The organism is Pseudomonas sp. efr-133-TYG-5, assembly GCF_030209175.1.
Taxonomy (GTDB): domain Bacteria; phylum Pseudomonadota; class Gammaproteobacteria; order Pseudomonadales; family Pseudomonadaceae; genus Aquipseudomonas.
Map to the genome: position 1 here is coordinate 2600272 of NZ_JARVSM010000001.1, position 25593 is coordinate 2625864.

The window sequence follows — 25593 nt, forward strand, 5'->3', positions numbered from 1 at the left end:
GAGCAATCTACTGATTGCGGGCTTTCGCCTCGGCCGCCCTGGCAGCACGCAAGCGCCGCACTTCCTTTGGATCGGCCAACAGGGGTCGGTAGATCTCGATACGATCGCCGTCCTGAATCGGCCGCACATCTGCATCAGCGATCACCTTGCCGAAGATCCCCAATGGGCACGCGCTCAAGTCCAACTCGGGAAACTCCGAGCCAATCCCGGACGCCAGCAACGCCGCGCGCACCGTGGAACCCTCGGCCACACTGACCGTACGCAACACCTGACGATCCACGGCGGCGTATACCACCTCGACCTCGATCATCGGCTCAACCATGCATTTGCTTGGCCCGCTGGCAGAACGCATCCACCAGCGTATTGGCCGCCTGATTGAACAGCGGCCCGAGGGTCGCGCGCACCAGCGGCCCGGCGTAGTCGAAGGACAGGTCGAGGCTGATCTTGCAGGCCTTTTCATTCAACGCCTTGAAGACCCAGACACCGTGCAACTGGTTGAACGGCCCCTCCTCCAGGTTCATTTCGATCGACTGCCCCGGCACCAGGGTATTGCGCGTGACGAAATGCTGGCTCAGCCCGCCCTTCGCCACGCCGACACTGGCGCGCATGTGCTCAGGGGTGCTCTCCAGCACCTCGGCCGCGGAACACCACGGCAGAAATTCCGGATAGCGCGCCACGTCGTTGACCAGGTCGTAGAGGAACTGCGCCGGATACGGCAGCAGCGCTGATCGTTGAATATGTGTCGTCATGTAAGCGTCACTTCCAGAGCTGGGCGGCAAACACCACAAGAATGCCGATTGGCGCCACATAGCGCATCAAGAACAAGGACAGGGCGAACAACGCCGGGCTGCGGATCGACAATTCGTCACGTACCGCTTCACGACCCATCACCCAGCCAGCGAACAGCACAAAGCACAGTCCGCCGAGTGGCAACATGATCCGCGAAGTGAAGAAGTCGATCACCCCGAAGAAGTCCAGACCGCCTGCCGCGCCCCATTGGTAGAGGTGGAACAGGCCGTCATCGTTCACGAAAAATTTGGCTTGCTTCCAGATATTGAAGGAAAACACGGTGCCCAGACCGACGAACCAGCAGATGAAAGCCAGCCAGAATGTCACCCAGCCACGACTGATTTTAGTCCGCTCGACCAGATAGGCGACCATCGGCTCAAGCAGCGAAATCGCCGAACTCCAGGCCGCGATCGCCACCAGGACGAAGAACACCACGCCCATCAACTGGCCGAAAACCACGTTACCAAAGGCAAATGGCAGGCTGACGAACATCAGGCCCGGGCCTTCGCTCGGGTTCAAGCCACCGGCAAACACAATCGGAAACAACGCCAGACCGGCCACCAGCGAAACGAAGGTGTCGAGCAACGCCACCCCGACCACGGTGCCGGACAACGAGGCTTCCTTGGTCATGTAGGCGCCGTAGATCATGATCGAGCCCACACCAACGCTGAGCGAAAAGAATGCATGCCCCATCGCCGGCAACAAGCCGTCGAGGACTTTTTCCGGGTGGAAGTCGAACATGAAATGCACGCCTTCCATGAAGTGCCCGGTGGTCATGCTGTAGCCCAGCAGCACCAGGACCATCACGAACAGCAGCGGCATCATGATGCGCAGACTGCGCTCAAGCCCGGCCACCACACCTTTGGCGATCACCACGGCCGACAGCAGCATGAACACCGTGTGCCAGAGCGTCAGGCGCCAGGGATCGGCGATGACATTGCCGAAATACGCGCCGACCTGTTCGGCGGTCGCGCCCTGGAAGTCGCCGCGGCCCATATCGATGATGTAGTCCAGCGACCAGCCGCCGACCACACTATAGAAAGACAGGATCAGCAACGCCGTGATCATCCCGGCAAACGCGCCCCACGACCACTTCGGCGAATGCCCGGCCTCCAGCGCCAGCACCTTGAGGGCGTTGGCCGGACTCTGCCGCGCACGGCGTCCGATCAGGGTTTCCGCGAGCATCACCGGGATACCGATCAGCGCGATACAGGCCAGGAACATCAGCACGAAGGCGCCGCCACCGTAGACCCCGACCATGTAGGGGAATTTCCAGATGCTGCCCAAACCCACGGCCGAACCGGTCGCGGCGAATATGAAAACCCAGCGGCTAGCCCAACTGCCGTGGACAGAAACCTTGTCTGTCGACATCGTTTATCACGCCCAAGCGTTAGAAAAAGAGGCCGCATTGTCCGGGATTCACTCAACCTGCTCAAGCACGCAGCATCACCGTAGCCGAGGACGGTTTATCTCCATATAATGCCGCCCCTATGGCTAAACAGAAGAAACACCCAACAGGGACCATCGCGCAGAACAAAAAGGCGCGACACGATTACTTCATCGAGCACAAGTTCGAGGCTGGTCTGGTCCTGGCCGGCTGGGAAGTAAAAAGTCTGCGGGCGAGCAAGCTGCAACTGGTCGACAGTTACGTGCTGCTCAAGGATGGCGAAGCCTGGCTGCTCGGCAGTCACATCACGCCACTGATGACCGCCAGCACTCACGTCATCGCCGATCCGGTGCGCACGCGCAAACTGCTGCTCAACAAACGCGAGCTGGAAAAACTCGCCGCTGCCGTGCAACAGAAGGGTTACGCCTGCGTCTGCCTGTCCTTCTACTGGAGCAAGCACATGGTCAAGTGCGAGATTGCTCTGGGCAAGGGCAAGAAGGAATACGACAAGCGTGATACCGAGCGCGAACGCGACGCCGGTCGTGAATTGCAGCGCGCGGTGCGCAACAAGGGCAAGGAAGACTGACCTTCCGCCCCTGACAGCAAAGATCGCAGCCTGCGGCAGCGCCCGCACGGGAATGAGAATTTCCCTGGAGGAACTGCCGCAGGCTGCGATCTTTGTGCTTCTGAAAGCTACATCCCCTTGCGCCGCTCCGCCCGAGCCACGCGCTGCACCTCTTGCCGCACTTCCTCGAGCACTTCCTGCACATACAGAATGTGCCTACTGGAGACTTCCCGCGCCTGCTCCGCACGCCCCTCGATAATCGCCAGATACAGTTCGCGATGCTGAGTGATCAGCATGTCGCGGGTTTCCGTGCGCTGCTTGTACATGCCGCCGATGTTGGTCACCACGTTGCGCTTGAGCAGATCGAACAGGCCACGGATGGTGTGCAGCAGCACAGCGTTGTGACTGGCTTCAGCAATGGCCAGGTGGAATTTCGCATCCGCCGCGCCCTCTTCCGCCCGACTGACTTCGTCATGCCGTGAATAACAATCCTGCAGTTCCTCGAACGCGGCAGTCAGGCGTTCGCGATCGACATCGGTGGCGCGTAATGCCGCGTAATAGGCGCACGATGCCTCCAGCGTGTGCCGAAATTCCAGCAAGTCGCGTTGCGCTTCCGGATTGCTCTCGAGCAATTGCAGCAGCGGATCACTGAAGGTCGAGCCGAGGGATTCCACCACATAGTTGCCGCCGCCCTGGCGACTGACCAGCAGACCTTTCGCCGCCAGTTTCTGAATTGCCTCGCGCAACGACGGACGTGATACGCCGAACTGCTCGGCCAGCGTGCGCTCGGCCGGCAAGCGCTCGCCGGACTTCAATGTGCCCTCGAGGATCATCCCCTCGAGGCGCTCGACAATATCGTCAGACAAACGGCGCTGACGAATCTGATCAAACCCCATAACTGATTTCTCCACGATCCCGACCGCTCGCCGGGCTCTCTATTCTGGCCTATCGGCGCCTTGCCGACACCTGCCAGCGCGCACCCGCCCAAACCGGATCAGATGCGGTCTGCACCGCTTGTTCGACAAAAGTTTTAGGGCGGCAAATTGACACACCGCCACCAAGGCTTTTACCCTAGCCGACAGCGATTGTAAATTGGTATTACCAATTATCCAAAAACGCTGACAGTGCCTGACCAACAACAATTAGGGGCCACCCCATATGCAAACCTGGCAACAGCTCTACAGCCCGCTCGGCAGTCTCGGCGTGTCCGCACTCGCGGCCGTCACCCCCATCGTATTTTTCTTTCTCGCCCTGGCGGTGTTCCGCCTCAAAGGTCATGTCGCCGGCAGCATCACGCTGGCCCTGGCGATCCTGGTGGCGATCTTCGCGTTCCACATGCCGGTCGACATGGCTCTCGCTGCCGCCGGGTATGGCTTTGCCTATGGCCTGTGGCCGATTGCCTGGATCATTGTCGCAGCGGTGTTCCTGTACAAACTGACGGTCAAGAGTGGTCAGTTCGAAGTCATCCGCAGCTCGGTGCTGTCGATCACCGATGACCAGCGCCTGCAGGTATTGCTGATCGGTTTCTGCTTCGGCGCGTTCCTCGAAGGGGCGGCCGGCTTCGGTGCGCCAGTGGCCATCACCGCCGCACTGCTGGTCGGCCTGGGCTTCAACCCGCTGTACGCCGCCGGCCTGTGCCTGATTGCCAACACCGCGCCCGTGGCCTTCGGTGCCCTGGGGATTCCGATCATCGTCGCGGGCCAGGTCACCGGCATCGACGCCTTCAAGATCGGCGCCATGACCGGTCGCCAACTGCCCCTGCTGTCGCTGTTCGTACCGTTCTGGCTGGTGTTCATGATGGACGGCCTGCGCGGCGTTCGCGAAACCTGGCCGGCCGCCCTGGTCGCTGGCCTGAGCTTCGCCGTGACCCAGTACTTCACCTCGAACTTCATCGGCCCGGAACTGCCGGACATCACCTCGGCCCTGGCCAGCCTGATTGCCCTGACCCTGTTCCTGAAGGTCTGGCAGCCAAAACGTGCCGCCGGCCAACACATTGCCGGCGCCGTATCGGCCTCGGTGGTGAGCGCCAGCGTCGGCGGTTTCGGCCAGAAGCGCACCACCGTGGCTTCGCCCTACAGCCTGGGGGAAATTTTCAAGGCGTGGTCGCCGTTCCTGATCCTCACCGTGCTGGTGACGATCTGGACGCTCAAGCCATTCAAGGCGATGTTCGCCGCTGGCGGCGCGATGTACGCCTGGGTGTTCAACTTTGCCATCCCGCACCTCGATCAACTGGTGATCAAGACCGCGCCGATCGTCGCCACCCCGACGGCCATCCCGGCGGTGTTCAAACTCGACCCGATCTCCGCGACCGGCACCGCGATTTTCTTTTCCGCGCTGATCTCGATGCTGGTGCTGAAGATCAATTTCAAAACTGGTCTGACCACTTTGAAAGAGACCTTCTACGAACTGCGCTGGCCTATCCTGTCGATCGGCATGGTGCTGGCGTTCGCCTTCGTCACCAACTACTCGGGCATGTCTTCGACCATGGCCCTGGTGCTGGCGGCGACCGGCGCCGCGTTTCCGTTCTTCTCGCCATTCCTGGGCTGGCTGGGCGTGTTCCTCACCGGCTCGGATACCTCGTCCAACGCCCTGTTCAGTTCGCTGCAGGCCACCACCGCACATCAGATCGGCGTCAACGACACGCTGTTGGTCGCGGCGAACACCAGCGGCGGCGTCACCGGCAAAATGATTTCCCCGCAATCGATCGCCGTGGCCTGCGCCGCGACCGGTCTGGTGGGCAAGGAATCGGATCTGTTCCGCTTCACCCTCAAGCACAGCCTATTCTTTGCAACGATCGTTGGCCTGATCACGCTGGCGCAGGCCTACTGGTTCACCGGCATGCTGGTGCACTAAGACGACAAGCGACATGGAAATAACCGACGCCGGTAGGTGATTCCGGCGTCAGCAATTCACAACCCGGTCTGTAAGGCTGCTGAAAGCCACACGCTCTATATTCAGCGGCCGCCACAGACGGATAACCGGGCCCACCCGGAGACACGCCTGATGAGCGAGCTTTTTTACAACGCTGTGCCGAACGCGACCCGCGTCGCCCCGCCACTGCCCGAGCCCCGGCAATACCCCAGCGAGAAGCCGTCGCGGGTCTACCTGTTCGGTACGTGCGTGGTCGACCTGTTCTACCCCGAAGCCGGGATGGACGCGATCCACTTGCTGGAACGCGAAGGCATCCGCGTCGATTACCCGCAAGGGCAGAGCTGCTGCGGACAACCGGCCTACACCTCGGGTTACACCGAGCAGGCGCGGACAGTGGCGCGCTCGCAACTGGCGCTGTTTGCCGGTGACTATCCGGTGGTGGTGCCGTCCGGGTCCTGCGCGGGCATGCTGCGCGAGCACTACGCCGACTTGTTCAAGGACGAGCCGCAAACGTTGCAACAGGTGCAGGCCCTGGCGGCCCGCACCTATGAACTGGCCGAGTTCCTGCTGTTTGTCTGCAAGGTGCAGCTCAAGGACAGCGGCGAGCCGGTGAAAGTGGCGCTGCACACTTCGTGTTCGGCGCGGCGGGAAATGAACACCCACCTGCACGGCCGCGAGTTGTTGGCGCAGTTGAGCAATGTGGAACGGGTCAACCATGACCACGAAAGCGAATGCTGTGGCTTCGGTGGGACTTTCAGCGTCCGTATGCCGGACATTTCCGGCGCGATGGTGGCCGACAAGACCCGCGCCCTGAAGGAATCCGGCGCGCACAAAGTGCTGAGTGCCGACTGCGGCTGTTTGATGAACATCAACGGCGCATTGGAGAAACAAAAAGAAGCGCTGCGCGGGCAACATCTCGCCAGCTTTCTGTGGCAACGAACCGGAGGTGCGCAATGAGCACCTCGACGATTATTCCTACGGTTGCCGTAGAAGAAGACTTCCGCACCCGGGCGCACAACGCCTTGGGTGACCCGCAGTTACGGAACAACTTCCGTACTGCCATGGATTCACTGATGACCAAGCGGGCCGTGGCTTTCAGCGACCCACAGGAAAGAGAACAGCTGCGCGCCCTGGGCAACTCGATCAGGGCGCGTGCGCTCTCCAAGTTGCCCGACCTGCTCGAGCAACTGGAACAGAACCTGACCCGCAACGGTGTGACAGTGCACTGGGCGGAAACGGTGGACGAGGCCAATGGCATCGTTCTTTCGATCATCCGCGCTCACGAGGCGCGGCAAGTGATCAAGGGCAAATCGATGGTCAGCGAAGAGATGGAGATGAACCATTTCCTCGAGGCTCGGGACATTGAATGTCTGGAGTCCGACATGGGGGAATACATCGTCCAGCTCGACCACGAGAAGCCTTCACACATCATTATGCCGGCGATCCACAAGAATGCCGGTCAGGTCGCGTCCTTGTTCCACGACAAACTTGGCGTGGAATACACCAAGGACGTTGACCAACTCATTCAGATCGGCCGCAGGGTCCTGCGGCAGAAATTCTTCGAAGCGGACATCGGCGTTTCCGGCGTCAACTTCGCCGTCGCCGAAACCGGCACCCTGCTGCTGGTGGAAAACGAAGGCAACGGGCGCATGACCACCACCGTGCCACCGGTGCACATCGCCGTCACCGGCATCGAAAAGGTTGTGGAAAACCTGCGCGACGTAGTGCCGCTGCTGTCGCTGCTGACCCGCTCGGCGCTGGGCATTCCGATCACCACCTACGTCAACATGATCTCCGGGCCGCGCAAGGCGCATGAGCTCGACGGCCCGCAGGAAGTGCACTTGGTGCTGCTCGACAACGGTCGCAGCCAGGCCTTTGCCGACAGCGAACTGCGCCAGACCCTCAACTGCATCCGCTGCGGCGCCTGCATGAATCATTGCCCGGTCTACACCCGTGTCGGTGGCCACACCTATGGCGAGGTGTACCCGGGGCCGATCGGCAAAATCATCACCCCGCACATGGTCGGCCTGGCCAAGGTGCCCGACCACCCCAGCGCTTCGTCGCTGTGCGGCGCCTGCGGTGAAGTGTGCCCGGTGAAGATTCCGATCCCGGCGCTGTTGCGGCGCCTGCGCGAGGAAAACGTCAAGGCTCCGGACAGCCCGAATCAAGTGATGCGCGGCCAGGGCAGCAAGTATTCGCGCAAGGAACGTTTCATCTGGAACGCCTGGGCGAAACTCAACAGCTCGCCGACGCTGTACCGCCTGTTCGGCTTCTTCGCCACGCGCCTGCGCGCCCTGACGCCAAGCGATGTCGGGCCGTGGACGCAAAACCACAGTGCACCGAAACCCGCCGCCCGCTCATTGCATGACCTGGCCCGCGAGCATCTGGCCAAACAGGGAGACCGCTGATGAGCGCCAAGCAAAACATCCTCGCCAAGCTTCGGAAAAGTCTGACCGGCGCCACGCCAATCGCCGACAACTTCGACGTCGATCTGGTGACGCAGCCATACACCTACAGCGCCGAGCAACGCATCCCGCAATTGCGCAAACTGATGGAAGCGGTGCACACCGAGATCCACCTGACGTCCGGCGCAGACTGGCCGGCGCTGCTCGCGCAGTTGCTGCGCGACCGCCAGTTGCCGAGCCTGCTGATCGCACCGACCACGCCTCACGGTCAGCTGATCACACAACACTGGGCGAACAATCCTGATCTGCCGGCGCTGAAATCCTACGAGCGGCCGATGGAAGACTGGAAAGCCGAACTGTTCAACGACACCCCGGCCAGCCTCACCGGCACCGTCGGTGCGATTGCCGCCACGGGCAGTCTGATTCTCTGGCCGACCCGCGAAGAGCCACGGCTGATGAGCCTGGTGCCGCCGGTGCATTTCGCCCTGCTCAAGGCCAGCCAGATCCGCGACAACTTCTATCAGGTGCAGCAGGAATTCGAGTGGGCGCAAGGCATGCCGACCAACGCGCTGCTGGTGTCGGGCCCGTCGAAAACCGCTGACATCGAGCAAGTGCTGGCCTACGGCGCCCACGGCCCGAAAGACCTAGTGGTGTTGATCCTGGAGGACCAATGACCTTACCGGCCGCTTTCCTGCGTGATGCGCAGCAATTGATTCCCGCCGATCGCCGCTTCGACGATCCGCTGTCGACCCTGGCCTTCGGCACCGACGCCAGTTTTTATCGGCTGATTCCCCAACTGGTGATCCGCGTCGAATCCGAAGACGAAGTGGTGGCACTGCTGCAACTGGCCCAGCGCGACCGCGTGCCGGTGACTTTCCGCGCCGCCGGCACCAGCCTGTCCGGGCAGGCGATCAGCGACTCGGTGCTGATCGTGCTGGGTGACAACTGGAACGCCCGCGAAATTCGCGGCGAGGGCATGCAGATTCGTCTGCAACCCGGCGTGATCGGCGCGCAGGCCAATGCCTGGCTCGCGCCGTTCGGGCGCAAGATCGGCCCGGATCCGGCGTCGATCAACGCCTGCAAGATCGGCGGCATCGTCGCCAACAACGCCAGCGGCATGTGCTGTGGCACCGCGCAAAACACCTATCACACCTTGGCCGGGATTCGCCTGGTGCTGGCCGACGGCACACGCCTGGATACCGAAGACAGCGCCAGTGTCGCCGCTTTCCGCGCCAGCCACGGCGACCTGCTGCAACGCCTGGCAACACTGGGTCGCGAGACCCGCGCCAATGCCGAACTGGCTGCCAGAATTCGCCACAAATACCGTCTGAAAAATACCACCGGCCTGTCGCTGAACGCCCTGGTGGATTTCGACGAACCTGTGGATATCCTCAGCCACCTGCTGGTCGGCTCCGAAGGCACCCTCGGCTTCATCAGTGCGGTGACGTACGACACGGTGATCGACCACCCGCACAAGGCGTCGGCACTGATCGTTTTCCCTGATGTGGAAACCTGCTGCAACGCCGTGACCGTGCTGAAAAGCCAACCGGTATCGGCCGTCGAACTGCTGGATCGACGCAGCCTGCGCTCGGTGCAGGACAAACCGGGCATGCCGGATTTCGTACAGCAGTTGTCGAATAATGCCTGCGCGTTGCTCATTGAATCCCGCGCCGCGTCGTCTACCTTGCTGCAGGAGCAACTGGCGCAGATCATGGCGTCGCTCAGCAGTTTCCCGGTGGAAAAACAGGTCGACTTCAGCGAAGACCCTGTGGAAAACGCCAAGCTCTGGGCCATCCGCAAGGACACCTTCCCCGCCGTCGGCGCGGTGCGCAAAACCGGCACCACGGTGATCATCGAAGACGTGACCTTCCCGGTCGAACAACTGGCAATCGGCGTCAATCGTCTGATTGAGTTGTTCGACAAACATGCCTACGACGAAGCGATCCTTTTCGGACACGCACTGGAAGGCAATCTGCACTTCGTCTTCACCCAAGGCTTCAACAACCCGGAAGAAGTCGCCCGCTACCAGGCGTTCATGGACGACGTGGCGCAACTGGTGGCCGTGGAGTTCGGCGGATCGCTCAAGGCCGAACACGGCACCGGGCGCAACATGGCGCCGTTCGTGGAATTGGAATGGGGCAGCGACGCCTATCAACTGATGTGGCAGCTCAAACGCCTGCTCGACCCCAACGGCATTCTCAATCCGGACGTGATCCTCAGCGAAGACCCGCAGATCCACCTCAAGCACCTGAAACCGCTGCCGGCCGCCGACGAGATAGTCGACAAGTGCATCGAGTGCGGATTCTGCGAACCGGTCTGCCCATCGAAAGGCCTGACCCTCAGTCCACGCCAGCGCATCGTGATCTGGCGCGACATCCAGGCGCGCAAACGCGCCGGCATCGACACCACTGAACTGGAAAAAGCCTACGAGTACCAAGGCATCGACACCTGCGCCGCGACCGGCCTGTGTGCGCAACGTTGCCCCGTCGGCATCAATACCGGTGAGCTGGTGAAAAAGCTCCGCGCTCGCACCGCCACGCATACGAAAACGGCCAACTGGATCGAAGGAAATTTCGCCACGACCCTGCAAGGCGCACGCTTCACCCTGCACGTGGCCAACGGTGCGCGGATGCTGTTGGGGGCGCCGCGTCTGGCGAAACTTACCGCGACCCTGAATCGTTTGTCCAAGGGCCAGGTTCCGCTGTGGAGCAACGCGATGCCGCAGCCGGAAAAAGCCATTCGCTTCAGCCCGAGCGAGGCGGACGAGCGTCCGCGTGTGGTGTATCTGGCGGCCTGCGTGTCGCGGGTCATGGGGCCGGCAGCGGGCGACAAGGAGCAGATGTCGCTCTATGACAAAACCCGCGGACTGCTGGAAAAGGCCGGTTACCAGGTGGTGTTTCCCGACAATCAGGACAACCTCTGCTGCGGCCAGCCCTTCGCCTCCAAAGGCTATGCGGAGCAGGCCGAGCACAAGCGGCAGGAGCTGATCGGCGCGTTGCTGCAGGCCAGTCGCGGCGGCCTCGATCCGATCTATTGCGACACCAGTCCATGCACGTTGCGCCTGGTGCAGGATGTCGCAGAGACCCGCCTGGATCTGTACGATCCGGTGCGCTTCATTCGTACGCATTTGCTGGATCGGCTGGAATTCACCCCTCAGGAAGCACCGATTGCCGTGCATGTGACATGCAGCACGCAGCATCTGGGCGAAAGCCAGGCGCTGATCGATGTGGCGCGCAAGTGCAGCAAAACCGTGGTCATTCCCGAAGGCATTCACTGCTGTGGATTTGCCGGCGACAAGGGCTTTACCACGCCGGAACTGAACAGCCACGCCCTGCGCACGCTCAAGGACGCGGTGCAGCATTGCAGTGAAGGAATTTCCACCAGCCGCACGTGCGAAATCGGCCTGACCCAGCATGGCGGGATCGATTACCACGGTCTGGTTTACCTGGTGGATCGGGTGACCCGGGCCAAGGCCTGCTGAAGAAAAACAGAACCCTTCGACGCGACGGCAGTCCACAGAACAGGCCTCGAACACACGGGGCTGTTCCGCCTTTCGCTGGCCTGATGTGACGGTCAGCGAACGTCTGGATTCCTCAGTGCAAGGAGATACTCATGAAGCATTCTGTACTGTTAGGCCTGTTCGTTACTGCCTCGATGATGGCGTCCACTTCGTTCGCCGATGGCAAGCCTGCCGACCTGTGCGAAGCGAACCTGCAAAAAATCCAAAGCGCCAGCACGCAATATCAAACGTCACCGGAGCTGAATTCGCGGGTTTCCGCCAGCCTCAACAAAGCCCAAGGCCTCAAGGCCCAGGGCCGGATTGACGACTGCCTGGCGGAAACCCAGCAGACTCTTCTGCTCATCGAGAAATCGACGGGCGACACCAAGAAATAATCCGCGGGTCGCTCAGGCTGTGGGTCGGCGTTATTTAGCGCAAGTTTGCTTGGTCGCAACGTAAAAAAAACCGAATTCCTGTGCGCCGGCGCGGTCGATTGATCAGGCGCGATACGAACGCGGCCTGTTACGACCTCGGCATCGCCGCCAGATCGTCCGGCAGCACCGAGACCAACTGTTCAAGGAGATACCCATGAAGCTTTCTGCAATGGCTGGATTGTTCATCGCTGGTGCCCTGCTGACGTCGCCGGTGTTTGCGGCAGACAAAGATCTTTGTGCCGGGAATCTTCAAACCATCAAGGATTTTGTTACCAGTCAACCGTCCATTCCCGAGTCGTCCATGAACAACGTCAAGGATGCCCAGGAAAAAGCCCAGGCCGCCCAGGCTGCGGGCAACGACAAGGATTGCGTCGAGATCACTTCGTCGCTGATCACGAAAATGCAGATTCGCAATCCGACACGTAACTGACACGGCAAGGCCAACCTTCGGGTTGGCCTTCGCCAGCCGTTTGGCGTACACTGCGCAGGCTTGTTGCCCAAGCAGATGTACCGGGCAATGAGTTCGGGGCCGATTAGGATTCGACGCCGGTGACGAAACTTTAGGTGCATGCCGACTTGGTAACAGAAGTCGTAAATCCACTGTTGCAACTTCTTATAGTTGCCAATGACGACCAATACGGTGCTGCTCTCGCTGCTTAATTGCAGCTGACATGCACTCCTGGTGCCTTCGGGCCCAGCAATCATCAGGGGATGTCTGTAAACCCGAAATGATTGTCATATAGAACAGAATCGCCGTGCAGTACGTTGTGGACGAAGCGGCTAAAACTTACACAACTCGCCCAAAGCACCCTGCCCGTCGGGTCGCTGAGGGTTAACTTAATAGACACGGCTACGCATGTAGTACCGACAGCGGAGCACTGGCGGACGGGGGTTCAAATCCCCCCGGCTCCACCACTTCATCATCTAAAGACGTCCACGGACGTCTTTTTTTGTGCCTGAAATCCAGTAAATACGGGGGTTTCAGGGCCATTGGGCTCCACAGCGCTTCAGGCAGATCCATTTTGAAATGTATTCCAAGGCGTATTCCAAGCGCGTGACTGGTAAATTTTGGAATACACAAACAGCGCTGGAGTACCCATGGGAGCCCGAGCCACACGCCTTTCAGACCTGAAAATCAAAGCCGCCAAGCCCAAGGATAAAGACTACACGTTGACCGACGGCGACGGCCTTCAGTTACGAGTCCGAACCAACGGTTCGAGGCTTTGGAATTTCAACTACATCCACCCCGTGACCAAGAAACGGATCAACATGGGACTGGGGACGTTCCCAGAACTCAGCCTGGCTCATGCGCGAAAACGCACGGTTGAAGCCAGGGAGCTGGTTGCCCAAGGACTGGACCCGAAAGAGCAACGCGATGCAGATCGCCAAGCGAAAAAAGCTGCGACAGAGCACACCTTTCAAAACGTCGCGACAGCCTGGTTTGAACTGAAGAAAGATTCCGTGACAACCGCCTACGCTGAAGACATTTGGCGCTCGCTCACGTTGCACATCTTCCCGGATCTACACGCGACCCCAATTTCTGAAATCAGCGCGCCTCAGGTCATCAAGTTGCTTCGGCCACTTGAAACCAAAGGCAGCTTGGAAACGGTCAAGCGCCTGACCCAACGCCTCAACGAAATCATGACTTACGGGGTGAACTACGGACTCATTCACGCCAACCCCTTGAGCGGAATTCGATCGGTCTTCAAAAAACCAAAGAAGAAAAACATGGCGGCATTGCCACCCGATGAGCTGAATGAACTCATGGTGACGATTGCCAACGCCAGCATCAAAAGAACCACCCGGTGCCTCATCGAATGGCAGCTCCACACGATGACTCGGCCAGCAGAAGCTGCGACCACTCGATGGACTGACATCGACTTCAAGAAGAAGATCTGGACGATTCCAGCGGAGCGCATGAAGAAACGGCGCACACACATCATCCCGCTCACGGAGCAAGCCTTGGCGCTCCTGGAAGCCATCAAGCCTTACAGCGGACACCGGGAGTACGTGTTTCCCGCCGACCGTAATCCTCGCACCCATTGCAACAGCCAGACCGCCAACATGGCGTTGAAACGGATGGGTTTCGAAGGGCGACTGGTCAGCCATGGAATGCGCTCGATGGCGAGCACCATCCTCAATGAAAAGGGTTGGGATCCAGAGCTGATCGAAGTTGCACTTGCCCACGTCGATAAGGACGAGGTACGTAGCGCCTATAACCGAGCGGACTACATTGATCGCAGACGACCGATGATGCAGTGGTGGAGTGAACACATCCAGGGAGCAGCTACCGGCAATCTCTCGGTCTCAGCAACAATCGAAAGCAGTGATCGGAAAGTCGTCGCCATACGCTGATGAAGGACAGTCATCGGCTGATGCGAAACAGCAATAAACCCGGTGGTGATGCAAATCGTATTGTTGACTTACACGAAGGTTGATACGCGATGAGATGCAGAGGAACGGGCCGTCGTGGCCCATACCTCGGAGTCATCTCATGGTAGACCTACGCACTCACCAAAACTCGCAAGACCAAAATGCTCTACTCACCACCTTGATGTCGCTCACGCTCGATCAGCGCCTTACCCCATTGGAGCGCAATGGCTGGCAGGTCTTGCTCATGCTTCGCACCACTGATGGCCTCAGTCCGCTAGTGAATATGGGGCAGCTGCGCCGCTACCTCACGTGTACTCCCTGTGGGCAGCGAGCTGGCGCTGCCACGGCTTGGCGCGCTTTAGCGGTACTGCGGCTTACAGGATGGATCAGCTTCGTAAGGCACCATTGCGATCTCCTGACTGGCAATGTTCAAAGCGTGCTGTATCGGGTCAATGAGCGCGCCCTAAGCTTCCATGAAGCTTGTGCTCTCGACGACAGCTTGGAGGAGCTTATGGCTACCTGCATCGGCCATGAGAACAAACAAATCAAGCACCTTGCCGAGCACGTTCTAGCGACTTCTGAGCAGACGCCTGAGCCTCCCCCCATTGCCATTCGGGAGCAACGGAGCAAAGACGATGAACAACCGCCCTCCGCGCCATCGCGAAAGCGTTCTAGGTCCAATCGAACATCCGCACCTACTGCTTCCGCAAACAGATCGACCGTTACACAGCAGACCAAACAGACCCGCCAGATACCTCAAGAGCAACACCGTACGTATAAGACGTATTTATACAAAAAAGAACGTACGTACCGTGCGCATACGCGTGAGGAAAGCGATTCACCATCAGCGCTCTTGGCATTGCCGCCATGCCTGGTCAGCGCCAAAGCAGACCAGCAACGAGACATGCTGGCGGCCTTGAAACGGTTGCCGTCACACCATCGCCAGGACGTGCTGGACGAACTACAGGCACGCAGCCAAAGCGGCACAGTACGCAATGTCGTCGCCTATTTCTTCGCCCTGGTGAAGCGTGTTTTGGTCGGCGAGTTTCACTTGTGGGCCGGCCGCAAAAAACAGCATCCGGCTGGCGAGCCAGTTGCAATGCCGCCCACACCCCGCGTTCGCGCAGAAGCGCTCAAGAAGCCATCAGTGCGCTCGGCATGGCGCGAAATTGGTCGGCCACACATTGCCAACATGCGAGAAATCCTGGCCGGCCCTAGGGGCGCTGGAGACCTGGCGGCGCAGGTGATGAAAGGCAAAGGGTGGCAGGCGTGCCCTGTCTAGAGGACGCGCATTCGACGCCTGTAAATCAATAAATGTCCGGCGCTATTACCCAACATCAGGGAACACTCGGTAGCCGGTTTGTGAATTGACAGAAAATTTTCGTGGGAGCACTTTCACGAGTGCATACCAGCCGTCAGGATCATCAAGACGGTGCTGCGGTTTTCCGCAGGATCCGCCCAATGACCGCATCGCTTCCGGCAGCGCGGACAGTCGACATGAGTGTCGAAGGAAGCAAGCTACCCCCATCCCACCCACGACGGGCCTCCCCCCGTCCTGGGGCAGGCCTTTCTTTGTTTTTGGAGGCCTTGATGAAAAATCGACTGGCAATGTATAGAGCCCTGAAGGCTATCAACGTGCCTGAGCAGCAAATCGAAGCAGTTATCCAAGCCATGGACTCTCATGTGCATTTATCTGCTGGAAAATCCGAGCCCGACATAGCGCAATTTCGGGCAGAACTATCCCGGGTTGAGGTAAGCCTTCTTATGAATATCGGCGTGATGCTTTTCGTCGCGATGGCGATTCTCTTCGCCGCGGTCGCGTTTATTCGTTAACGAGACCGCCTTTTCCGTTGTTACCAAGAGCCACCTGTTCTAGGACAGGTGGTTTTTTTGTGCGCAAGTCACTTGATTGCACAGGCCGTAAAGACATTTGACCAAGGGCACCTATCGGCCAAAAGCGGACCTTTGAGAGCGGAACCTTCGGGCCAATTGTGGACGTGGATTTTCAATAGCCGTGGACTCTTCACCGTCATTATCGTCATCATGACGGGTGAGTGCGCCCTTTCTGCTTGTTTGGGGGCAATGAATTATTCTTATTTGAAACGGAAGTCGACAGTGAAAAAACCGTCTGGAATGCAGGACGAATTTGATAAGGCGATAGAGCAAACCGTAGCTCCCGAGAATATTTTGCCGCTGGCTATGTCTAGGTCAGTTGAACGACTGGGCTTGAATTGTGATGAGTCGGATCTGAAGGCGTTAATAAATGCCGTTATTAATTCAGAGCATGGCGAGATTAATATTGATCTAGACATCCCATGCTCACTTGGCACGACGAAGGAAGACGTACAATCCACGATCACAACGATTTTTGATGATCTAAAATGTACAATTAAAGAAGTTGGGACTGAGATAACTGAAGCTTTGCCGCAGGCGGTACAGATTACATTGGAAAAAATGGCCGACTTAGTTGGCGGGGAGCTACTGAACAAAGCAGTGGAGCACACTGAATATCTTGATAAAATTCAGGAGTTGCGCGCAAGCACAGTTGAAAAACTTTGGAAGAAAGCTGTAAATCAATTAAATATGCTAAGACACTTAGTTGTTGAGTGGGACGGAGCTGCATTTGGAATTAAGAGCGGGCCATACGCCAATGTGAATACCGCGCTCGCGTTGAATAGAATAGTTTTACGATTATATAGTGTGGTTGGTGAAATCATCGCACTGGCTCGCGCTGGGTATGCTGATGGTGCATTAGCGAGGTGGCGAACGATTCATGAAATTTGTATTATTGCGATTTTCTTGAGCAAACAATCTGATAAGTGTGCGCAAATGTACTTAGCACACAGCATAATTGAAGAGTTAAGATTGGTTGAGTCAGGTAGCAGGGAGGGGGTTCACAAAACCAATAATAAAGCTGACCAACAATATCTAATTTCGCTAAAAAAGCAGAAGTCGCAACTAGTAGAAATATTCGGCCCATCTTTTGCTAAAGACCTGGGGTGGGCAGCAGTAGAGCTAGGTCGCACAAGAGTGACCTTTCGAGAGCTTGAAGATTTTGCTGAAATGGGAATGTTGAGGAAAGGCTATCAGCATGCTAGCAGTGCAAATCACGGAGGCGCGCTAGCTGCCCTAACGAGAATTAGTTTGGGGATGGATATTGAATATGTTGGCGAGGTTTCACCTGCATTCGGATGTGAAGTAGCGATAGACTATGTCGCAGGGTCTCTATCAACATTGATTGCGGAACTCTGCGTAGAGACAGAAAGCGCCGATCTTTTAATTATGAATATGGTTATTCAGGATTTCTCTTCTAGCGTGCGTAACCATATTGAAAACTCAAAAAAGAACATTTCTCGCATTACTCCTCGTGCAAAGTTTCAATTTAAGAAGTCGCGAAATTCACTCATAAATACCAGAAAAGGAAAGAAGAAATGACGCTGCTTTTGGCTGATGGGGGCCGCTCAGGAACGACCGTATCCGGCCAATATCGGTCAGCCGTGGCCGTCAGCTTTCGCCATAAGCGGATGCTTGCAAGTGAGCGCTAGCTGTCAAAGCAGTTGTTGCAAAGGGTGCCCTAGCAGGCCTATGTTGAGGCTTAGAAGTGTCTACGAAACCCGGGGCGATTCATACCCAGCAGCGACAAAGCCCATTGATATAGAACTATGTAGGATAAGTAAGAACAAGGCGCCCGAAGGCGCCTTTACTTTTTTAGGATCAGGCTACTTCCTCCTAACCTGCCTCCCCACAGTGAATTAATCCTCTAACTCCTCATCGCCACTGCTTAGTTCACATACGGACTTGATAGTTGGGGTGAATTCTTTTAAAAAAAGTAGTGCGGCATGGCGAGTCTCGATGAAATATGTTTCGTAGAACTCACCTAGAGTCACAAATGCAATGGCCGAAAGACTGTCTTCCGGATCTTCGTGAATGAAAAGCTCCAGCAATGCCACGAATTCCTTCCCGATTTTTATCGCTGGATGGTACTTTAGTTTGGGAAGTGCATCCTCAATGTACTTGCAGTCAGATTTTTCTAAAAGAATACGCTCGAGCTCTGAATTGCCTTTTGTAATCCGCCCCGATGAGTCTACGTAAATCATATTTTTCTCCTAATAGTGTGCGGTGATTAGTTTTTTATAATTAAATCCATCACTTGATGTTTTTTTGCTGTTTTGATTTAAGCATTGCTTTCTTTTGTGCACGATAGTATTCGATTATTGGGCTGCTATATTTGGCTTTGGTCATGGATGCGAATGTTTTATTTATATCCTCTATGCCCGATTCTTTTCTTATCATTTCTTTCGCATACCGCAATTGCGTTTGGAAATTCTTAATTCGCTCCAGCTTCTGATTCTCGTCTTCAATGTCCGGAATTTCTTCTACCCCCATCAGCAGTGTCATGCAATGAAGGCTTACCTCTTCGGGCAAATATAGACCATGGTTGTCGCACCATCCTGCAAATTCTATAATCGCATCACTTATCAACTCATATCGCTCTTCTGAAGGCAACTCAATTTCGCTGATTACTCGTTGGCCGAGGGATCCGCACTCGGAAACACGCTGATAAAGCTCATTAAATATTTCAAGACGTTTGTCGAACGTCTTTTGGGCATAACTTTCAATTCGATTTGCTCTTCTTATAAACTCATTAAAAAATATCCCGATGATCACGCCAATCATCCCGATTAATGCAGCTTCCATATAGAAGCCCTTAATAAATTCATATAACTATTCATTTTTCGCTTCACTCACTGCATCACCCATTTCTATAATCGGCAACCACACCCAATTCGTGATTATACCTGGGTTATCGCGCGGGTACGTTGTACCGCTACCAGAAGGATATGGCCGAAAGCAGTCATTCGTGGGCGACGGTAATCAGCCAATTGCGGTTAATCGGGAGAGCAGCAATCGACCCAGAGCAGTCATTTTGAGGGAGGTGAGCTAGTCAGAAGCAAGTTGCTCAGCAGGCCGCGCGGGGCATCGGATTCAATAGCCGAAGGATTGAGAACCTTTTTTATAGCTTCACGCACCTGGCGTTGTCCTTCGGTGCATTTCTTCTTGAACTCTTTGGCCTCGGAAACCTTTTTTCTTAAAGCAGAAGCTAATCTTTCATGGCCGTACTCAGAGTGAGGCTCAAACTTGACTGCACGCTCCAAGTATTCACACGCCTCAGTTGGCAGGTCTTTATTAATCAGTAAGTTACCTATGTTAGCGGTTATCCACTGCGAAGAGCTCTCTGCATTCATTAGCTTTTCTGCTCTACGATAGGAATATAGCGCTTTATCGTATAGGTCGAGTTGGAGGCAGGAGTTCCCAAGATATCCCCAATATTCAATTGAGCTGGGGTCCTCATGTGTCAGGCGATCAAGTAAGTGTGCCCCAATATGATCTTGGCCAAGCTCCTGAGCCAAGCGGGCGTACTTGAATCGAAGCCCCTTGTGGCTTGGGTGCTTCGCGTAGCAACGCAGAATAACTGATAATGCTTCGTTCGTGTTTTCCTCTCGCTCAAGGGTCTCAGCCAAACGGATGGCTACTTCTGGAAAATCATCCGGTCCAATACGCTGCAGTTCAGCGATTGCATTAGCACTGTCAGTTTCATCCGAATGACACAGCGTAAGCGCCATAGCAATTTCGGAATCCTTCGGCCTTGTTTCCTGGACGGCAGACAAGAGTTCGATTGCTTTGCTGGCGTTGCCTTCCCAGCGAAGGAATGTTGCGACAATGGATTGAACACCTGAAAACTCAAAGTGCTCGTTGGCGTAGTTTGTTAATGCATCGATGTTGTCATCGTTACTTAGCTTGAACTCGCAGTAAAGAATCCAAGCTTTTCTGGTAAGCGCAGCTTCTCCCGACATGCTCTCTACTTCACTCTGGAGCGTAGCCTTGGCTTGGTCATACTTTTCTTCTACAAAGTCGAATAACCAATCGCGCCTTTCCAATTCCTCTACTATGCCGCCTTCTGTGCTTTCCTCTACGATAATCCGACCAGGAGCAATCCCGAGCTTCTTCATCTGGAGCCGGATTTGGTAGCACACAGAACCGGTAGCCGCCTGCATGCTGCCATCTTCGCGTGTTGACTCATATCTACCAGGCGTAACTCCTAAAAGATCAGTAGGGATATGTAGATCACCATCCGATGGCAGAATGAAAAAAACTCGCTCTCGTCCTAGTTTTCCGATGAAAAGGCCGAACTCAAAAAGTACATTATCCCTAACTGCAGGTGCAGTTAAATTCCTAATCCGGATCAAATCGTCCGGTGAAAATACGAATATAGCGAAGTCACTTTCCGAAAGGACCTTAGTCAAACTCTCCATCGTAGTCTGAGATAACTCAAAAACTCCTTGATCCCAGATGGTGACTTCCGCTTCGTGCAATAAGTTCTGCTGTACCGGATAAGCGACACTGAGTCCCTCAACGGATGAGCCGATGAAGACACGAGGTTTTGACATTGTTACTCCTATGGATGAAATCCTTTATGTGCTGGGATCTGGATGAACTCAGATTAGCGCGACGGCGAGAAAAAACAATGCAGAAGGTGACACGGTTGAAGATTGCTAAGCGAGCGTCTTACGATCCAACTTCAATCCTTCTGCGAAGTCTGCTTTTGGCCGACTCCTGCCGATCACTACGTGCACAAATCGACCGATTCTAGTCTCGCGTGCCAGATCCACCGGACAGCGAGTGTTCAGCTCTATATGAGGCACGAACAACCTCAGAGGTGTGAAAAGTAGCAGTGTATCGGCTGAAACATCGCGCTAGTTCGATGTACTCACCAATCTAACGTTGCTCAACAGCCCCGCTTGGTGACACTCGGACGGGCAGCAATGCGTTTGCAACAGGCCACGGCTGATTGGTTTTGATCCACATTCGATTGCGCATCGCGCCAGGTAGGCTCAGGATCAATTGATATCAGGTGGCGATCTGTCGAAATAGCTTGCTGATCGCGCGGCTGTCCCCGCAGGCCGCTTTGCCCCAGTGATGACAGCCATGTAGTGAATACTGGTATACGCTCCGCATCATGAATGTATCCAAAGCCCTGTTGACCCTGAATAAGCCATGGAAACTGATCGGCAAATCCAAAGAGGTCAGGTAGAGGATTGGCTGCGCCAAAATACCAAAAGTGATTCTCGCCTTGCGCCAGATAAACACGGCGGCCCTGATCCTGCCGAAAGGACTCCACGCTATTGTGCTCAGCCGATGGCAAACGCAACCATCGACCATTCTCGCGAAAGTACATGTTGTCGCCGTACTGTTGCTCGATACTGCCGTAGGGATTGGGATGCTTCTCAGGGAATTGGCTGAAGTATTCGTCCATAACGAGCACCTTCGTCAGCTGCATGGCATACACCAGCCGATGACCAGTCGCCTTTGACGAATGACCAACAATCCAATCTCCCGGCAGCAGATTTGCGTTCATGTGGTTAGGCGTGCAAAGCGCCAGCGAACATACGCCGAAGAACGGATTGGGGGCCAAACCTGAGTCATCTGTTATTACATACTTGAGTAATTTCATGCGCAGGCTCTTTTTGAGTTTTGAGTCGACGTTGATTCCTAGACGCGTTCAATTGTCTTGCTTTTGCCAATTTCTGCTAGTGCTAAATCACAGAATGGGTAGGAAGCTACCTGGCTCGACCGGCGGCTTTGGCTGATAGCTGCGTGTCCCGAACGACCGCTATTGGCCGATTTCTGCCTGCTGCGAAGGGGCCGCCTCTGGCCGTGAGCCACCGTCCTGGAAGGGCCGCTATGGGTCCCAACTACCCCGTTGTGACGGCTAGTTATTATCCGCCTCAGACCTTCGACACAAAGCTCTCGGTCAACCTGGATATCAACGTCGTCGACTTGCTCGCGCGATTCCCGACGTTGATAGGCAAGGCAGCTCCGTGCTCCGCCTTCCCACAAGCTCTCTGCGCAGGCGTGGGATGGGAACCATACCGCCCCTGCGCAGAGAGCCGACAAGGCCGAAGGCCGCGTCAGTACCACAGGCAATGAAAAATATGCACCTGCCGTAACGGCTGCTCCTGCCCGATGACGCGCAACATATGAGCAGGGCCGTCACTGCAAACCGCAGTGACGGCCCTGCCGCGCCCTCAACATCACGGGCAAATCCTAAACCCTAAAGAGTGCGGCATACATGATGATGTCCCCATACACTGGCCCAGCAAAAACCTAAAACGACAGGTTCGAGAGTCGTCGTCCCAACAGCGCAAAACTCCTGCAAGCGCTGATCCAGCAGGATGGAGTTAGCCAGGTATGCAAGGTTCCAAAAGCATACCGACCCATACCCATGGGCGGAGCCGCTTTTGTCTACCGGTTTTATTCCGTCATGTGCCACTACTGCACCGTCCAGGCAGCGGTCCTTTGCACAATGCCGACTGCTTCCACTTAACAATCCCATCCATTTCCTTGGAGTACTCATCAACACTAAAAACCAGCTCATCCCGCTCCATCTCCGTCCGATCTTCCAGCAGGAAGCAAGACGGACGTCTCAGTCGAGACACCGGTGTTTCCTGAACACCATGCCCCTGCCCTTCGGGGATCTCGCCTAGCGAGTTGGCACCAACACTTACCAATGATTTTCAGGACAGGACAACGACACCAATCAAGCCTGTGAGCGTGAACTGTATATGGACGACCTGACCTACACCCTGCGGCAACTTTGCCGACGCAATCGCGATGGCAGTCACAACACTCAGGCCGACCGTATCCGCTCACTGGGGCTGATCGCCCGCCAACTGCGCGAGTCTGGTTTCCGGCAGATGAAAGCCCCCTCGCTCAAGGGCAAACACGTACTGGAATTGCTAGATCGCTGGCAAAGTGAAGGCCTGTCACCCGGCACCATCAAAAATCGGCTTGCACACCTTCGATGGTGGGCTGAAAAGATCGGCAAGGCTGGCATTCTCCCCGCGGACAACACGCAACTGGGTGTGGCCGACCGGCGCTTCGTCACTAACGTCAGCAAAGCTCAGGAACTGGGAACAGACGTTGGCAAGATCACCGATGCCCATGTGCGCATGAGTCTCCGGCTTCAATCGGCGTTTGGACTACGCCGCGAGGAAGCGATCAAATTTCAACCTAAGTATGCGGATCAAGGAGATCACATTCTCCTTAAGGGCTCATGGACGAAGGGGGGGCGTGATCGCCCTGTACCGGTCACTACTTCGCACCAGCGCGAGGTGCTGAACGCGGCGCATCAGCTAGCCGGAGCCGGCTCATTAATCCCGGCTCAGAAAACGTATATCCAGCAGAGAAACACCTACGATGGTCAGTGCAAGGCCGCAGGCCTGAGCCACATGCACGGCCTACGTCATCATTATGCACAAAGCCGTTACTTAGCTTTGACAGGGTGGAAGGCACCGGCGGCAGGAGGAACCTTGTCCAGGGAATTGACCCCGGTGCAGCGCTCTCAAGACCGTATTGCTCGACAAATTATCAGCCGTGAACTCGGGCATGAGAGAACACAAATTACTGCGACCTACCTCGGACGATAATTCAAGGCTTTCGACATTAATGAGCCATAAGAGTGCGCCCCCGCTCCGCGCCTCGTTAGCGCCTCGACTTGACCAAGCGTATTTCCAGCTAATACGGATCTGCGTAGTGACGCATTTAATCTTTCTACGCTTGCCGGTTGCATGTCCTATGGACACGAGACATTGAATGCCTGCTCGCGAGCATTCCCGGCTTCGGGTCACCTGAAACAACCCTGCAAGCGTGGATAACTGAGGCGTCGCAAGAAGCCGCCCGTTGCCCCGAGGGAGTGCCAACTAATCCGGCTCTCCCGCCTCATGCTTTGCCCACTGACAGGTCTGTATCGGCGCTTCGAAGCCAAGCACTCATCCGTGTCCATGAGTGCTGCTTCATGTCGGCGCCAAGCGAATACCTCCCTTCCCTCTCGATAGGAGCAATTATGTTCTCACTGTTCCATCGCAAGCTTCGGCGTGCACCCGCCCCTTCAGCTTCAGCCAACCCAACATCACCCGCCGGCCTGACCACTCCCGAATCTGCGGAATCACTCCTGACCACTCCCCGCAGACAAATGTTACTGAGGCAGATCTGGCAGTGCACCGCCATATCCCGCCCTCAATTCGATGAACTTTATCTCGACCCAATTAGACGATACGCCGAACTGGTTCAACTTTTGCCTGCATCCGAAAGTCAGCATCACGCTTACCCCGGTGGGATGCTGGACCACGGCCTGGAAGTAGTTGCGTACGCTCTAAAAATTGGCCGATCACGATTACTACCCCCAGGAGCTCCACCAGAAGTTCAGATCATCCAAACGGAAGCGTGGAATGCAGCACTGGCATACGCCAGCCTGGGTGCAAACCTTGGCAAGATTGCGATTGATCTCCAGGTCGAATATTTGGATGGCTGCGCCTGGCACCCATGGCACGGACCGCTGACTCGACCTTACCGATTTCGATACCGAAAAGACCTCGAGTATCGACTGCGCGGGTCCGCATCCAGCCTGATGATCCAGCAGCTATTAAGCAGGGAACTCCTGGACTGGCTTTCCGCCTTCCCCGAACTGTGGGCCTCTCTGATATTCCACTGGTCTGGCCATAGCGAACATACCGGCGCACTCGGCGCGATCATTATCCAAGCCGAACAAGCTTTAGTAGCCAAAGCCCCTGCACAGTCCACCACGGCAGCTCAGAGCGATAAGCCAGCGATTATCGCTACACAATCAGATCCATCACTGTCAGATAAAACATCAACCGACTATCTCGACTCATTAACGAATCAAATCGGCGAGCCTCCCAAATGGCCTAATTCCGACTCCGCACCTATCACCGACTCTGTCTCTTCAGCAGAAGAAGCGCCTGTGCCAGAAAAGCATGCGAAGCCAAGCGGTGAACACTTCATGGAGTGGCTGATCGAAGGCGTACGCACTCACGAGATCATCATTAATGACGATCGAGCGCTGGTGCACTGCGTCGAAGACACACTCTACTTGGTCACTCCTGGAATATTCCAACGCTACGCGCAAGCATTCCCTCATCCCGCCTCCATCTCAAAAAGAAAGGGGCAGCCTGACTGGGAATGGGTTCAAAAGCGCTTTGGAAAAATGAAACTGCACCGCATACAAGCGAACGGTCGTTGCATCTGGACATATGAGCTCAGCGGTGCACGCAAAACACGTTTCTTACACGGCTATCTCTTGAAAAAACACTATGGCTTGATAAGCGACTCGTCCCTCAACAACCCGAATCTGAAAGTGGTGACGCCAGGCGGCGAGAAGCCTCACACAACATTAGGAAACACTCGATAAC

22 protein-coding genes and 1 other RNA gene are annotated in these 25593 nt (G+C 56.1%); 15 read left to right on the forward strand and 8 right to left on the reverse strand.

Features of this window, described 5'->3' with window-relative positions; genetic code table 11:
- Positions 1 to 7 precede the first annotated feature (7 nt).
- From QRN70_RS11845 to QRN70_RS11855, 3 genes are read right to left on the reverse strand one after another with little or no spacing between them, the layout of a single operon-like run.
- Complete coding sequence (locus QRN70_RS11845; protein ID WP_285417861.1) at positions 8 to 322, reverse strand: RnfH family protein; 315 nt, start codon at positions 320 to 322, stop codon at positions 8 to 10.
- Positions 315 to 749 carry a type II toxin-antitoxin system RatA family toxin gene (locus QRN70_RS11850; protein WP_285417863.1) on the reverse strand — a complete coding sequence of 145 codons (435 nt, stop codon included), beginning with the start codon at positions 747 to 749 and terminating at the stop codon, positions 315 to 317. Before QRN70_RS11850 ends, QRN70_RS11845 begins: the two co-directional genes overlap by 8 nt.
- Positions 750 to 756: 7 nt before the next feature.
- The gene (locus QRN70_RS11855) at positions 757 to 2160 is read right to left on the reverse strand and encodes a sodium-dependent transporter (RefSeq protein WP_285417864.1); all 1404 of its coding nucleotides are present in this window, start codon (positions 2158 to 2160) and stop codon (positions 757 to 759) included.
- A gap of 119 nt (positions 2161 to 2279) precedes the next feature.
- Between QRN70_RS11855 and smpB the strand changes: the two genes are divergently transcribed.
- Positions 2280 to 2762: an SsrA-binding protein SmpB gene (gene smpB / locus QRN70_RS11860; protein WP_285417865.1), complete on the forward strand. Its 483-nt coding sequence runs from the start codon at positions 2280 to 2282 to the stop codon at positions 2760 to 2762.
- A 107-nt stretch (positions 2763 to 2869) separates the two neighbouring features.
- Here smpB and QRN70_RS11865 read toward each other — a convergent pair whose 3' ends face one another.
- Positions 2870 to 3637, reverse strand: a complete 768-nt coding sequence (locus QRN70_RS11865) for an FCD domain-containing protein (RefSeq protein WP_285417867.1) — start codon at positions 3635 to 3637, stop codon at positions 2870 to 2872.
- 262 nt (positions 3638 to 3899) lie between these two features.
- Here QRN70_RS11865 and QRN70_RS11870 point away from each other — a divergent pair, with 262 nt between their 5' ends.
- From QRN70_RS11870 to QRN70_RS11925, 12 genes are all read left to right on the forward strand, one after another.
- Positions 3900 to 5594, forward strand: a complete 1695-nt coding sequence (locus QRN70_RS11870) for a lactate permease LctP family transporter (protein WP_285417869.1) — start codon at positions 3900 to 3902, stop codon at positions 5592 to 5594.
- Positions 5595 to 5744: 150 nt separating this feature from the next.
- Positions 5745 to 6569 carry a (Fe-S)-binding protein gene (locus QRN70_RS11875; protein WP_285417871.1) on the forward strand — a complete coding sequence of 275 codons (825 nt, stop codon included), beginning with the start codon at positions 5745 to 5747 and terminating at the stop codon, positions 6567 to 6569.
- Positions 6566 to 8020 carry a LutB/LldF family L-lactate oxidation iron-sulfur protein gene (locus tag QRN70_RS11880; RefSeq protein ID WP_285417872.1) on the forward strand — a complete coding sequence of 485 codons (1455 nt, stop codon included), beginning with the start codon at positions 6566 to 6568 and terminating at the stop codon, positions 8018 to 8020. Before QRN70_RS11875 ends, QRN70_RS11880 begins: the two co-directional genes overlap by 4 nt.
- The gene (locus QRN70_RS11885) at positions 8020 to 8691 is read left to right on the forward strand and encodes a LutC/YkgG family protein (RefSeq protein ID WP_285417873.1); all 672 of its coding nucleotides are present in this window, start codon (positions 8020 to 8022) and stop codon (positions 8689 to 8691) included. Before QRN70_RS11880 ends, QRN70_RS11885 begins: the two co-directional genes overlap by 1 nt.
- Positions 8688 to 11498: an FAD-binding and (Fe-S)-binding domain-containing protein gene (locus QRN70_RS11890; RefSeq protein WP_285417875.1), complete on the forward strand. Its 2811-nt coding sequence runs from the start codon at positions 8688 to 8690 to the stop codon at positions 11496 to 11498. Before QRN70_RS11885 ends, QRN70_RS11890 begins: the two co-directional genes overlap by 4 nt.
- Before the next feature lie 131 nt (positions 11499 to 11629).
- Positions 11630 to 11911, forward strand: a complete 282-nt coding sequence (locus tag QRN70_RS11895) for a PA2433 domain-containing protein (protein WP_285417876.1) — start codon at positions 11630 to 11632, stop codon at positions 11909 to 11911.
- Between the two features lie 193 nt (positions 11912 to 12104).
- Positions 12105 to 12380, forward strand: a complete 276-nt coding sequence (locus QRN70_RS11900) for a PA2433 domain-containing protein (protein ID WP_285417878.1) — start codon at positions 12105 to 12107, stop codon at positions 12378 to 12380.
- Between the two features lie 95 nt (positions 12381 to 12475).
- Positions 12476 to 12865, forward strand: a transfer-messenger RNA (tmRNA) gene (gene ssrA / locus QRN70_RS11905).
- A gap of 183 nt (positions 12866 to 13048) precedes the next feature.
- Positions 13049 to 14305, forward strand: a complete 1257-nt coding sequence (locus QRN70_RS11910) for an integrase domain-containing protein (RefSeq protein WP_285417879.1) — start codon at positions 13049 to 13051, stop codon at positions 14303 to 14305.
- Between the two features lie 199 nt (positions 14306 to 14504).
- Positions 14505 to 15605: an STY4528 family pathogenicity island replication protein gene (locus QRN70_RS11915; RefSeq protein WP_285418085.1), complete on the forward strand. Its 1101-nt coding sequence runs from the start codon at positions 14505 to 14507 to the stop codon at positions 15603 to 15605.
- Positions 15606 to 15913: 308 nt separating this feature from the next.
- Positions 15914 to 16156: a hypothetical protein gene (locus tag QRN70_RS11920; RefSeq protein ID WP_285417880.1), complete on the forward strand. Its 243-nt coding sequence runs from the start codon at positions 15914 to 15916 to the stop codon at positions 16154 to 16156.
- Positions 16157 to 16438: 282 nt separating this feature from the next.
- Positions 16439 to 17758: a DUF5677 domain-containing protein gene (locus QRN70_RS11925; RefSeq protein WP_285417882.1), complete on the forward strand. Its 1320-nt coding sequence runs from the start codon at positions 16439 to 16441 to the stop codon at positions 17756 to 17758.
- 317 nt (positions 17759 to 18075) lie between these two features.
- Here the strand turns inward: QRN70_RS11925 and QRN70_RS11930 are convergent, their stop codons facing one another.
- The 4 genes from QRN70_RS11930 to QRN70_RS11945 form a co-directional block, all read right to left on the reverse strand.
- Entirely contained in the window at positions 18076 to 18420 is a 345-nt protein-coding gene (locus tag QRN70_RS11930) for a hypothetical protein (protein WP_285417884.1), read from the reverse strand.
- 49 nt (positions 18421 to 18469) lie between these two features.
- Positions 18470 to 19021, reverse strand: a complete 552-nt coding sequence (locus QRN70_RS11935) for a hypothetical protein (RefSeq protein ID WP_285417886.1) — start codon at positions 19019 to 19021, stop codon at positions 18470 to 18472.
- Positions 19022 to 19245: 224 nt separating this feature from the next.
- Positions 19246 to 20772 carry a TIR domain-containing protein gene (locus QRN70_RS11940; RefSeq protein WP_285417887.1) on the reverse strand — a complete coding sequence of 509 codons (1527 nt, stop codon included), beginning with the start codon at positions 20770 to 20772 and terminating at the stop codon, positions 19246 to 19248.
- 338 nt (positions 20773 to 21110) lie between these two features.
- A complete protein-coding gene (locus tag QRN70_RS11945; RefSeq protein WP_285417889.1) occupies positions 21111 to 21836 on the reverse strand; it encodes an Nmad2 family putative nucleotide modification protein in 726 nt (241 codons plus the stop codon).
- Positions 21837 to 22947: 1111 nt separating this feature from the next.
- Here QRN70_RS11945 and QRN70_RS11950 point away from each other — a divergent pair.
- Positions 22948 to 23811, forward strand: coding sequence for an integrase domain-containing protein (locus tag QRN70_RS11950; RefSeq protein ID WP_285417890.1), 864 nt, complete (start codon positions 22948 to 22950; stop codon positions 23809 to 23811).
- Between the two features lie 416 nt (positions 23812 to 24227).
- Positions 24228 to 25592 carry a MobH family relaxase gene (mobH, locus tag QRN70_RS11955; RefSeq protein ID WP_285417891.1) on the forward strand — a complete coding sequence of 455 codons (1365 nt, stop codon included), beginning with the start codon at positions 24228 to 24230 and terminating at the stop codon, positions 25590 to 25592.
- The last annotated feature ends 1 nt before the right edge of the window (position 25593 follow it).

What these genes read in the sequence shown, in the direction of transcription:
- QRN70_RS11940 (WP_285417887.1), bottom strand. Translation starts at nt 20,772, where the DNA reads ATGTCAAAACCTCGTGTCTTCATCGGCTCATCCGTTGAGGGACTCAGT.
- QRN70_RS11880 (WP_285417872.1), top strand. Translation starts at nt 6,566, where the DNA reads ATGAGCACCTCGACGATTATTCCTACGGTTGCCGTAGAAGAAGACTTC.
- QRN70_RS11885 (WP_285417873.1), top strand. Translation starts at nt 8,020, where the DNA reads ATGAGCGCCAAGCAAAACATCCTCGCCAAGCTTCGGAAAAGTCTGACC.
- QRN70_RS11945 (WP_285417889.1), bottom strand. Translation starts at nt 21,836, where the DNA reads ATGAAATTACTCAAGTATGTAATAACAGATGACTCAGGTTTGGCCCCC.
- QRN70_RS11915 (WP_285418085.1), top strand. Translation starts at nt 14,505, where the DNA reads ATGTCGCTCACGCTCGATCAGCGCCTTACCCCATTGGAGCGCAATGGC.
- QRN70_RS11920 (WP_285417880.1), top strand. Translation starts at nt 15,914, where the DNA reads ATGAAAAATCGACTGGCAATGTATAGAGCCCTGAAGGCTATCAACGTG.
- QRN70_RS11845 (WP_285417861.1), bottom strand. Translation starts at nt 322, where the DNA reads ATGGTTGAGCCGATGATCGAGGTCGAGGTGGTATACGCCGCCGTGGAT.
- QRN70_RS11855 (WP_285417864.1), bottom strand. Translation starts at nt 2,160, where the DNA reads ATGTCGACAGACAAGGTTTCTGTCCACGGCAGTTGGGCTAGCCGCTGG.
- QRN70_RS11930 (WP_285417884.1), bottom strand. Translation starts at nt 18,420, where the DNA reads ATGATTTACGTAGACTCATCGGGGCGGATTACAAAAGGCAATTCAGAG.
- mobH (WP_285417891.1), top strand. Translation starts at nt 24,228, where the DNA reads ATGTTCTCACTGTTCCATCGCAAGCTTCGGCGTGCACCCGCCCCTTCA.
- QRN70_RS11910 (WP_285417879.1), top strand. Translation starts at nt 13,049, where the DNA reads ATGGGAGCCCGAGCCACACGCCTTTCAGACCTGAAAATCAAAGCCGCC.
- QRN70_RS11850 (WP_285417863.1), bottom strand. Translation starts at nt 749, where the DNA reads ATGACGACACATATTCAACGATCAGCGCTGCTGCCGTATCCGGCGCAG.
- QRN70_RS11870 (WP_285417869.1), top strand. Translation starts at nt 3,900, where the DNA reads ATGCAAACCTGGCAACAGCTCTACAGCCCGCTCGGCAGTCTCGGCGTG.
- QRN70_RS11865 (WP_285417867.1), bottom strand. Translation starts at nt 3,637, where the DNA reads ATGGGGTTTGATCAGATTCGTCAGCGCCGTTTGTCTGACGATATTGTC.
- QRN70_RS11875 (WP_285417871.1), top strand. Translation starts at nt 5,745, where the DNA reads ATGAGCGAGCTTTTTTACAACGCTGTGCCGAACGCGACCCGCGTCGCC.
- QRN70_RS11935 (WP_285417886.1), bottom strand. Translation starts at nt 19,021, where the DNA reads ATGGAAGCTGCATTAATCGGGATGATTGGCGTGATCATCGGGATATTT.
- QRN70_RS11950 (WP_285417890.1), top strand. Translation starts at nt 22,948, where the DNA reads ATGGACGACCTGACCTACACCCTGCGGCAACTTTGCCGACGCAATCGC.
- QRN70_RS11900 (WP_285417878.1), top strand. Translation starts at nt 12,105, where the DNA reads ATGAAGCTTTCTGCAATGGCTGGATTGTTCATCGCTGGTGCCCTGCTG.
- QRN70_RS11895 (WP_285417876.1), top strand. Translation starts at nt 11,630, where the DNA reads ATGAAGCATTCTGTACTGTTAGGCCTGTTCGTTACTGCCTCGATGATG.
- smpB (WP_285417865.1), top strand. Translation starts at nt 2,280, where the DNA reads ATGGCTAAACAGAAGAAACACCCAACAGGGACCATCGCGCAGAACAAA.
- QRN70_RS11890 (WP_285417875.1), top strand. Translation starts at nt 8,688, where the DNA reads ATGACCTTACCGGCCGCTTTCCTGCGTGATGCGCAGCAATTGATTCCC.